This window comes from Peptoniphilus grossensis ph5 (assembly GCF_000311825.1).
In the GTDB taxonomy this organism is placed as follows: Bacteria; Bacillota; Clostridia; order Tissierellales; family Peptoniphilaceae; genus Peptoniphilus_A; species Peptoniphilus_A hominis.
This window is the reverse complement of sequence record NZ_HE978566.1, coordinates 444,220-454,708: the sequence shown is the minus strand read 5'-3', so window position 1 is coordinate 454,708 and position 10,489 is coordinate 444,220. Positions and strand designations below refer to the sequence as shown.

Here is a 10,489-nt window from a genome sequence, read left to right as displayed (position 1 = left end):
ATAAAAAAGAGCCAGCTTATAAAACACTGACTCCTTTATGTAAAACCTCTCCGTGAGGAGAGATTTTCTTAATGAAATTAGTAAGCAACAAATTTGCTTCCTGCGCATCCGCAAATTGGACATTTATCTTCTTCTTCAAAAGTGATATATCCACATACAGGACATAGATAGATTTTTTCAACATCAAGGTCTTTCCCTGCATCAACTGCTTCTTTTGCTTCTAAATATCTTTCAGCGTGAACTTTTTCTGCAGCTGTAGCGAATTTCATAGCCTTAACTGCTTCTTGTTCACCTTGCATTTCTGCAACAGCTATAAATGCTGGATACATTTGAGTTGATTCAAAAATTTCACCATTTCTTGCAGCTTCAAGGTTATCAGATGTGCTGTTGATTCCAAATCCTGCCATAGAAGTTACAGCAAAATCTCCAGATACATCTCTTAATGCTTTGAAGTGAAGTGTTGCGTGAATTTTTTCTGCATCAGCAGTTGCATCAAAAAGTCTTTTAACATTTTTGAAGCCATCTTTTTCAGCTACATCGCCCCAGATATTATATCTAGTACGAGCTTGAGATTCTCCACCGAATGCGGATCTTAGATTGTCACTTGTCATTTGATTCATAATATTACCCCCATAATATTAATTTAATAATAAAATTACAATTAATATTATAGACTATTGTTTATGAAAAATCAAATATATGCACTAAATAAATCTAATATTTATTTTTTGTTTTTTAATCAATATTTTCGATTTTTTGAGTTTGATCATGTGTTATCAAAGCATCAATTATTTCATCCAAGTCACCGTCGTTAATGGCGTCAATTCTGTGAGATGTGAAGTTAATTCTGTGATCAGTTACTCTTCCTTGCGGATAATTGTAGGTCCTAATTCTTTCAGACCTATCTCCAGTTCCAATTTGTGAAGATCTCTCCATGGATTCTTTTTCATTTTGTTCTTGAAGTTTTAAATCATATAATTTTGATCTAAGTAACTTCATGGCTTTCTCTTTATTTCTAAGTTGTGATTTTTCATCTTGGCAAGAAATTACTATTCCAGTTGGAATGTGAGTAAGTCTAACTGCCGAGTCAGTTGTGTTGACACATTGTCCACCATTGCCTGATGCACGGAAGACATCAAATTTAATTTCAGATGGATCAATTTCAATATCCACATCTTCAGCTTCTGGTAAAACTGCAACTGTTGCTGTGGAAGTGTGAATTCTACCTCCACTTTCTGTTTCAGGAACTCTTTGAACTCTGTGAACTCCTGATTCATATTTAAGTCTTGAGTATGCTCCATTACCTATTATCATAAAGACAATTTCTTTAAATCCGCCAATGCCAATTTCATTGGAAGAAATAGTTTCTACCTTAAAGCCTTTTCTTTCAGCATACCTAACATATTGCCTGTACAATACTCCAGCAAAAAGTGCTGCTTCATCTCCGCCAGCACCTGCACGAATTTCTACCATAACATTTTTACTGTCGTTTTTATCTTTAGGAATCAATAAAACTTTTAAATCATTTTCTAAAGTTTCAACTTTTTTTGTTCCTTCGTTTATTTCTTCTCTAACTAAATCTTTAAATTCATCATCTAATTTTTCTTTTATCAATTCTTTATTTTCGTTTAAAGCCTTTAGCGTATTTTTATATTCTCTATATTTTGCAACAATTGGCTCTATCTCAGCATGTTCAATGGCCTTTTGTTGGTAAAGTTTAGAGTCATTAATAATTTCCACATTGCTCAAATCTTTTTCGAGCTCTACTAATCTATCTTCAAAAACCGAAAGTTTTTCGTACATATTTACCCCTATACCTTTAATCGTCCCACTACTACTCTATCTAAATTATTCAGATCCTTATAAATTTCAAGGTCAAAATTTTCCCTCATTATTGAAGAAATATCTTCAGCCTCGTCATATCCTATCTCAAATACTAAATATCCATGACTGTTTAAAAAATTTGGTGCATCTTTAATGATCTTTCTGTAAAAATAAAGTCCATCACTTCCGCCATCTAGTGCAAGTCTCGGTTCATGCTCTCTTACTTCTACTTGCAGATTTTCTATCTCATGAGATTTAATATAGGGCGGATTTGAATAAATTAAATCAAATTTCTCATTAATTTCTTCAAATAAATTGCTCTCTAATATTTTAATATTTGATTTTAAATTATTTTTATTTACATTAGTATTTTTAATAGCCTGAGGACTTATATCAACTGCTGTTATATCCACCTGTCCCCTAGTTTCAAGGTCAAGTGTAACACTAACAATTCCACTTCCACATCCAATTTCAAGAAGATTCTTAATATTGTTATTCTTTAGGATTTTTAAAATTACTTCTACAGAAATTTCTGTATCCTGTCTTGGTATTAAAACACCCTCTAATACAGTGAAAGTTCTTCCGTAAAAATCTTCTCTTCCCAAAATATACTGTAGAGGTAGACCCTCTTGCCTCTTTTTTAATATATCAAAATATTTTCTTTCAACTGAAGCAGGTAACTCTTCATTGTCGTGAGAAACTAAATAAGACAAGTCTCTCTCCAAAATTTCTCCTAAAATTTTTCTAGTTTCATAAATTGGATCTGTATATTTTAAGTTTTTTAAAAAATCTCTTCCCTCTATTAGGGCTTCTTTTATCTTCATAAATTTAAGTAATAAAAAAGGTTAGCTAGGCTAACCTCATTGTCATTTATTTCTCTTGTATCTGCTATTGAATTTTTCAATTCTTCCGCCATGATCAGAGAGTTTTTGCTTTCCTGTAAAGAAAGGATGACAAGCTGAACAAATTTCAACTTTTAAATCTTCTTTAACAGATCCTGTTTTAAAAGTATTGCCACAAGCACAAGTTACTGTAGCTTCTTTATAATCTGGATGAATTCCTTTTTTCATTGTTTAGCCCCCTTAAACTTTTTTATAACTCAATTTTTATATTATAACACAATTTTCATTGTAGTACAAATATATTTATTACCTTAATTATTATACAATATATAAGGCTATAAATCAACATTTGAAGCAAGAAAGATAATTATTTTTCTAAAAATTCTTTGTTGCTTTTCGTCTTTGATAGTTTGTCTAAAAAATTTTCTGTCACATCTTCAATGTTTTCTTCATTTAAATTATTTCTAAATTCATAATTAAAAGCAAGTTCTTCCTTAGTCAACAAGAACTCTTCTTTCCTAGTGCCTGATTTTAAAATATCAATTGCTGGAAAAATCCTTTTTTCTGAAAGACTTCTGTTGAGGTGAAGCTCCATATTGCCTGTTCCCTTAAACTCTTCGAAGATTACATCGTCCATCCTTGAACCAGTATCTACAAGAGCAGTGGCAAGGATTGTCAAACTTCCGCCCTCTTCAATGTTTCTTGCTGCGCCAAAAAATCTCTTTGGCTTGTGAAGAGACAATGGATCAAGTCCACCTGAAAGAGTCTTTCCACTTGTAGGAGTAATTAAATTATAGGCACGAGAAAGTCTTGTAAGGGAGTCTAAAAGTATTACTACATCCTCTTTGTTTTCTACTAATCTCTTTGCCCTATCGATTACCATTTCTGCAACCCGAGTGTGGTTTTTAGGATTTTCATCAAAGGTTGAATAGACAACTTCTCCCTTGACTGATCTTTTCATGTCAGTAACTTCTTCAGGCCTTTCATCAACAAGAAGAACGATTAAATGCAAATCAGGATAATTTGTATTTAAGGATTTAGAAATCTTTTTTAATAGAGTTGTCTTTCCTGATTTTGGCTGTGAAACTATTAGTCCCCTTTGACCAAGCCCTACTGGTGAGAGCAAATCAATTACTCTCATGGCGATGTCTTCTTCCTCTGTTTCAAGATTTATTTTCTTCTTAGGATAAATTGGTGTCAAGTTATCAAAAAATGGTCTATTTAAAATTTTAGAAGGGTGCATGCCATTTACTGATTTAATGAATAGTAGAGCGTTGAAATTTTCTCCATCCTTTGGAGGTGATTTAATTCCAAGAATTTCATCTCCATTTCTTAGCCTAAATTTTCTTATTTGCGATGGAGATACATAAATGTCTTCTTCGCTTGGAAGATAATTAATTCTTCTCAAAAATCCATAGCCATCTTGGTGTAGCTCTAAAATACCCTTTACATAGTCCTTATCTTCTAAACTTTTTAAGGTTTCTTGAGCATTTTCAGAAAGATCTAGTTTTTCTATTTTTTCATTTTCTCTTATTGAGTTTATTTTTTTAATTAAATCTTCCTTTTTTAAATTGTAGGATTTTTCTATTCCATAATCCTTAGCAATTTCCCTAAGCTCAGCTACCTTTAATTTGTCTAAAGGCATATCCTTTAAATCTTTTATTGGCAATTCTCCTCTTATAATATAGTGCTTCAAATCATCAATATGGTAATTATCTGCATCTTTTAAACCCAAGGATTTAGAAATTCTCCTTAAATCATCAATTGATTTATTTTTTAATTCATTGTCATTACTCATAATAAATTATTTAGCGTAGTCTGGTTTTAAGTCAAGGGAATGGATTGATTTAATAAATCTTTGAGTTCCACTTGGAAGTCTTAAAACTAAGGTATCAGTTTTTGCCTTATTGTCTCCATAATATTTTACTCCTTCAAGAATTTCTCCTGAAGTGATTCCAGTTACTGAGAAAATAACTTCATTTCCCTTTACTAAATCTTCAATAGTATAAACTTTTTTCAAGTCTGAATCTAAGTCTCTACATCTTTGTTCTTGTTTTTCATCTGTTGGATGAAGTCTTCCTTGGAAATCTCCACCTAAACATTTTAGAGCTGCTGCAGCAATAACACCTTCAGGCGCACCGCCACGACCAATAACAAGATCCACTCCAGAATCTTCATAACAAGTTTCAATAGCTGTAACTACATCTCCGTCAGAAACTTTTTTAACTCTTGCACCAATAGAAATAATTTCATTTATTAAATCTTCATGTCTAGGTCTATCAAGAACTGCAACAACTATGTCATCAATATTTTTGTTTAAGGCCTTTGCAACTCTCTTAATATTTTCTGATGGAGTATCGTCTAACTTTATAAGTCCCTTAGCCTTAGGTCCGCAAGCAATTTTGTCCATATAAATATCAGGAGCATTTAAAAGGCATCCCTTTGGAGCTACAGCCAAAACCGCAATAGAATTATCCATACCATTGGCAATAGAATTTGTTCCGTCAATTGGGTCAACGGCAATGTCTACTTCTTCTTCCCCATCTTTTGTGCCAATTTTTTCGCCAATGTATAGCATAGGAGCTTCATCAATTTCTCCTTCGCCTATTACAACAGTTCCGTCAATATCAACTTTGTCAAACATTCTTCTCATGGCATCTACTGCAGCCCCATCCGCTGCGTTTTTGTCGCCTTTTCCAAGCCATTTGCCTGCTGAAAGTGCTGCTGCTTCTGTTACTCTTGCTAAGTTTAATGCTAAATTTCTGTCCATCTTATTTCTCCTTTGTCTTTACATTTTTAAAATCTTCTAAAAATTTTTCTAAACCACTATCTGTCAATTGATGCTTAATCATTTCTTTAAATATTTTATATGGAATTGTTGCAATATCAGCACCAGTTCTTGCAACATCTTCTACATGATTAATGTGTCTTATACTTGCCGCAATAATTTTAGTTTCATATCCATACTCTTTAAAAATATAGGCAATATCAGCCACAAGATCCATGCCAGATTCACCAATATCGTCTAGTCTTCCCATAAAAGGACTTACGAAAGTAGCTCCAGCATTTGCTGCAAGAAGAGCCTGTGAAACTGAAAATACTAAAGTGACATTGGTTCTTATGCCTTCTTTACTTAAAATACTTACAGCCTTAAGTCCTTCTTCAATCATGGGAATTTTTATTACAATATTTTTGGAAATTTTAGCAAGTTCTCTCGCCTCTTTAAGCATTCCATCTAAGTCTGTAGAAATGACTTCTGCTGAAATATCTCCATTAACAATATCTGAAATTTCTTTAATTACATCTTCAAAAACTCCACCGCTCTTTGCAATTAAACTTGGATTAGTTGTAACTCCAGAAAGCACTCCCCAAGAATTAATTTCGCGTATTTCTTCGATATTTGCTGTGTCAATAAAAAATTTCATCTTTTTTAATCATCCCTTTCAAGTAAACATACCGCTTCTGAGGAAATTCCCTCTCCTCTGCCAATAAAACCAAGTTTTTCAGTTGTTGTCGCCTTTATAGAAATATTTTCTACATCAGTATTTAAAATTTCAGCAATAACCTTTTTCATGTCATCAATATAAGGTGCCAGCTTTGGCTTTTGGCAAGCAATAACTGAGTCTATATTACCAATTTTATAGTTTTTCCCTTTCATTATTTCATAAACTCTCTTTAAAAGAATTTTTGAATCAATATCCTTGTATTCATTATCAGTATCTGGAAAATGATAGCCAATGTCACGAAGGGCAAGGGCTCCTAAAATTGAATCCATAATTGCGTGGATAAGCACATCTGCATCTGAATGACCCAGAAGTCCTTTCTCATAGGGGATTTCTATGCCGCCAATAAAAAGTTTCCTATCATCTACCAACTTGTGGACATCATAACCAATTCCTATTCTCATGCCTTCACCTTCTTCACAAGTATATTTGCAATAGATAAATCTTCTCTTGTAGTAATTTTTATATTGTCATAGGAGTTGTAAATTAATTTCACCTTAACTCCAGTTTTTTCAACTAAGGAACAATCATCAGTCCCATAATAACCTTCTGAATAAGCTTGCTCATAGGCTTTTATAAGAATCTCCTTTTTAAAAACTTGTGGAGTTTGAACTTGCCAAAGTCTATTCCTATTTGGCGTATAATCAACTATTTCTCCATCCATGGAGACCTTTATAGTGTCCTTAACAGGATTTGCCAAGACTGTTGCCCCAGTTTCCATTACACTTTCAATGGCTTCATCTATTTTTTCTACTGAAACAAAGGGCCTTGCACCGTCATGAGTAAGGACTATGTCCGTTTCTTCAGGCATATTTAATAGACCGTTATTTATAGAATCTTGCCTCTCCTTGCCTCCGTAGACAATTTTATAGTTCATGTTGATTTTGTATTTATCAATTATGTCATTTACATAGTGCATGTCACTTTTCTTTACGATTAAGATCAAAAAGTCAACATACTTAGATTTTTCAATTTTTTTAATAGTATGAGCAAGAATTGGCTTTCCATCAATGGCAAGGAATTGCTTGTTAATTCCCATTTTCATCCTCTTGCCCATGCCTGCTGCAGCAACAAAGGCTGTTACAAAATTATTATTAAACATGGCATCACTCTTCTTCAAGCTGCAAATTATTTACAGCGTATTTTAAAAGTTCACCTGCTATAGGAGCTGCAGCTTGTGAACCAAAATCCTTTACATTTGGAATTACAACTGCAATTGCAACTTTTGGATCATCTGCTGGAGCAAAGCCAACGAACCAGGCGTTGTTTGTTCCTTCTTTTAAGTCTAGTTGTGCAGTACCAGTCTTGCCTGCAACCTTCATGCCAGATACATAGGCTTCTGTACCAGTACCATTGTTGACAACATTTATCATATATTTTGTAATTTGATCTGCATTTTCCTTAGAAGTAACTTCACTTAAAACTGTTGGTGTATTTCTCACAACATTCTTGCCATCAGAAGAATCAATTCTCTTAACTATGTGAGGTTGCATCATTACTCCATCATTGGCAATAGTTGATGCCACCATGCACATTTCCAGAGGCGTAACTAAAAGCGTATCATGACCAATCCCAGCAGCTCCAAGTGCAGTTTTATCAAAGCCACTTCTCTTATAGTCCCAAGTCGAAGTTTCTAGTGGAAGTTCAAATTCAACTTTTTTATTAATCATGTATTTTTCTGCAACTTGTGACATTACATCTACGCCCATGTCTACAGATTTTCTTACAAAGTAAGTGTTTAATGAATTTGTAAATGCCTTTTTAAGGTCAACTCTTCCATAAGTTTTATTGCCGGCATTTTTAAATTCACGACCATTGTCAATCTTTTCCACACCTTCATCTGTATATTTTTGAGAAATTCCAGACTCAAGAATAGCAGTTGTTGTAACTATTTTAAAAACTGAACCAGGAGCAAACTTGCCCTTTGTTGAAGCATTAAAGAGAGCACCATTGTTTGCCTCATTAATAGCTTGCATATCCTTGGCTATGTTTTGGGAATTAAAATCTGGCAGAGATACCATTGACAGAACCTCTCCAGTTTTTGGATTCATAATAACAACTGAACCCTTTTCAGCTTTTGAGGATAAGACAGACCTAGTCTTTTCTTGAAGGTCTGTGTCTGTAGTTAAAGTTACATCGTCTCCAGTATAGGGATCGTATTTCTTATTTATTATCGATTTAAAGGTCTTTAAAATTTTAGAGCCTTCTTTTCCAACAAGATAACTATTTAACTCTTTTTCTAGTCCATACTTGTCTACAATTTTGTCAGAATAACCAATGATATGAGAATAAATAACTGGTTGATTATAAATTCTGTGATAATTATATTTTTCTCCATTGGAATAGGCAAGGACCTCGTGATTTCTATCGTAAATAGTTCCCCTCTTAACAGAATTTTCTCTAAGTTCACTTCTTCTATTGGCTGGGTGATTTATAATATCTCCTGCCTTAAAAACTGTGAAATAAGTTAAATAAATTATTGGAGCAACTAATAGCATTATTAAAAAAACAAGTAAAACTAAAATTCTCTTATTCTCTTTACTATTCATTGTCTATTCCCCTATCGTATTTGTATGATAAATCTTCACTGGTAACCTGAAGTATTCCCAGTAAAATAAAACTAGAGATCATTGAGCTTCCTCCATAGGATATAAAAGGAAGTGTGAGCCCAGTCATTGGTATTAATTTTATTACTCCACCAATATTTAGGAAAGCTTGCACTGTAAATAGGATTGCAACTGCAAGGGCAAGAATTCTGTAAAATAAATATTCTTGATTTAGTGCAATCTTAATAGCCCTATAAACTAAAAGCATGTAGAGCATGATTATTCCTATTCCAGTAAGTATTCCCATCTCTTCACAAATTGCAGAGAAAATCACATCAGAGTGAGCAAGGGTAATTTGTTTAGGATAGCCAAGACCAATCCCTTGACCAAAAAATCCACCTTCACTTATTCCAAATAGTGACTGTACAATTTGTCTAGCATCATTCACAACCTTATCAGCTGTCCATGGATTTAGCCATATATCCACTCTTTTCCTAACATGAGAGAATAAAAAGTAACCAACAACTGAACCAATTATCATTAGTCCAATATTGACTAAAATTGAAACCCTATCCTCGTCATAAATATACTGAAGGAGTGTGTAGATAGCTACGAATATAGCAGCAGTTCCCAAGTCTCTTTGAATAAATAAAAAGCCCACAAAAATATATATTACTCCCATCAAGTAATATGAAGTGTACTTATAATTTAATTTTTTAAGTCTATTTTGGAATGTTGTATAAAAAGAAGCTATTAAAAATATAACTAAAATCTTAGTAAATTCTGACAACTGAATTGTAATTCCTTCAGAAATTTCTATCCAGTTTTTAGCACCATATTTATCTGGAGCAAGAATAATTGTTAGTAAGAAAAATAAAATTGAAAGCCCTAAATAAAGGCCTGTCATATACTCAAGCCTTCTCATGGCCCTAATTATAAAATAAGTTAAGTAAAAAACTAATATACCTGCTAGTACCCAAATAAGTTGCCTCAATCCAAGTTTTGGCGACAATCTGTATATAGTTATAATTCCTAGACTTAAAAGCATGGAGACTATTAAAAATATATAATTGTCTCCTGAAGATACTTTACCTAGAACTAAATTTGAAATATATACGATTAAAATCAAACCTAAAAATAAAATAACTATGTACCTGTCAACATTGTTATTGTTGTAAGAAAATAACAATAAAATACTTAGAATTTCAAAAATCAAGAGAAGATTTCTAGGTTTTCGCTGTTTTAAAATATTATCTAACACTTTTTCACCTTTTATCTACAAAAATAAATTGAATAAATCCAACTCCAATTTTGTCATTGTTTTGAAGTTCAATTAACTCATTAGGATCAATTTTTGCACCATTTAAAAAAGTTCCATTGGCAGACCCAAGGTCCTCAATATAATAAGCCTCACTGTCATCATGAATTTTTAAATGGTTTTTACTTACGAATTTATCTTTTATAACTATGTCATTTCTTGAACTTCTGCCAAGAGTTAAGTCACCATCAATTACATAATACTCCTGCATTTTAAAGTCCAAGGAATCAAGTCTATTCACTACTTTTAAATAAGCATCGTCAAGAGAGTCTCCTCTATTTGTCATGCTTTTTACATCAAGATACATTAATCTTAAAATACTAAAAATAAAAAGATAAATTAAGATTATAAAAACATATCTCAACACTTGCGAGATTAACTCAAACATATTGCACCTCTTTTGTCTTAAACTCTATATAATTATATACTCTTTGCTTTTATTTTTCCACATTTTGT

Annotated in this window: 12 protein-coding genes; all 12 read right to left on the bottom strand. The window is 32.7% G+C overall.

All coding sequences use genetic code 11. The features are described from left to right. Positions 1–77 precede the first annotated feature (77 nt). Positions 78–620 carry a rubrerythrin family protein gene (locus tag HGPG_RS02110; protein WP_019124401.1) on the bottom strand — a complete coding sequence of 181 codons (543 nt, stop codon included), beginning with the start codon at positions 618–620 and terminating at the stop codon, positions 78–80. 115 nt (positions 621–735) lie between these two features. After that, positions 736–1,803: a peptide chain release factor 1 gene (gene prfA, locus HGPG_RS02105; protein ID WP_019124400.1), complete on the bottom strand. Its 1,068-nt coding sequence runs from the start codon at positions 1,801–1,803 to the stop codon at positions 736–738. An 8-nt stretch (positions 1,804–1,811) separates the two neighbouring features. Further along, a complete protein-coding gene (gene prmC / locus HGPG_RS02100) occupies positions 1,812–2,648 on the bottom strand; it encodes a peptide chain release factor N(5)-glutamine methyltransferase (RefSeq protein WP_019124399.1) in 837 nt (278 codons plus the stop codon). 42 nt (positions 2,649–2,690) lie between these two features. After that, positions 2,691–2,894: a 50S ribosomal protein L31 gene (rpmE, locus tag HGPG_RS02095; protein ID WP_005956574.1), complete on the bottom strand. Its 204-nt coding sequence runs from the start codon at positions 2,892–2,894 to the stop codon at positions 2,691–2,693. A gap of 139 nt (positions 2,895–3,033) precedes the next feature. Further along, positions 3,034–4,464: a transcription termination factor Rho gene (gene rho / locus HGPG_RS02090; protein WP_036731219.1), complete on the bottom strand. Its 1,431-nt coding sequence runs from the start codon at positions 4,462–4,464 to the stop codon at positions 3,034–3,036. A 6-nt stretch (positions 4,465–4,470) separates the two neighbouring features. Further along, positions 4,471–5,436, bottom strand: a complete 966-nt coding sequence (gene glpX, locus HGPG_RS02085) for a class II fructose-bisphosphatase (protein ID WP_019124397.1) — start codon at positions 5,434–5,436, stop codon at positions 4,471–4,473. Position 5,437: 1 nt separating this feature from the next. Next, a complete protein-coding gene (gene fsa / locus HGPG_RS02080) occupies positions 5,438–6,091 on the bottom strand; it encodes a fructose-6-phosphate aldolase (RefSeq protein WP_019124396.1) in 654 nt (217 codons plus the stop codon). Between the two features lie 5 nt (positions 6,092–6,096). After that, positions 6,097–6,573 carry a 2-C-methyl-D-erythritol 2,4-cyclodiphosphate synthase gene (ispF, locus tag HGPG_RS02075; RefSeq protein WP_019124395.1) on the bottom strand — a complete coding sequence of 159 codons (477 nt, stop codon included), beginning with the start codon at positions 6,571–6,573 and terminating at the stop codon, positions 6,097–6,099. Then, positions 6,570–7,271 carry a 2-C-methyl-D-erythritol 4-phosphate cytidylyltransferase gene (gene ispD, locus HGPG_RS02070; protein ID WP_036731379.1) on the bottom strand — a complete coding sequence of 234 codons (702 nt, stop codon included), beginning with the start codon at positions 7,269–7,271 and terminating at the stop codon, positions 6,570–6,572. The genes ispF and ispD overlap by 4 nt, the downstream gene beginning before the upstream one ends. A 4-nt stretch (positions 7,272–7,275) precedes the next feature. Beyond that, complete coding sequence (locus HGPG_RS02065; protein WP_019124393.1) at positions 7,276–8,718, bottom strand: peptidoglycan D,D-transpeptidase FtsI family protein; 1,443 nt, start codon at positions 8,716–8,718, stop codon at positions 7,276–7,278. Continuing rightward, positions 8,711–9,976, bottom strand: a complete 1,266-nt coding sequence (locus HGPG_RS02060; RefSeq protein WP_019124392.1) for an FtsW/RodA/SpoVE family cell cycle protein — start codon at positions 9,974–9,976, stop codon at positions 8,711–8,713. The genes HGPG_RS02065 and HGPG_RS02060 overlap by 8 nt, the downstream gene beginning before the upstream one ends. 4 nt (positions 9,977–9,980) lie before the next feature. Beyond that, on the bottom strand, positions 9,981–10,421 hold the full coding sequence (locus HGPG_RS02055) for an FHA domain-containing protein (protein ID WP_019124391.1): 441 nt from the start codon (positions 10,419–10,421) through the stop codon (positions 9,981–9,983). Positions 10,422–10,489 lie beyond the last annotated feature (68 nt).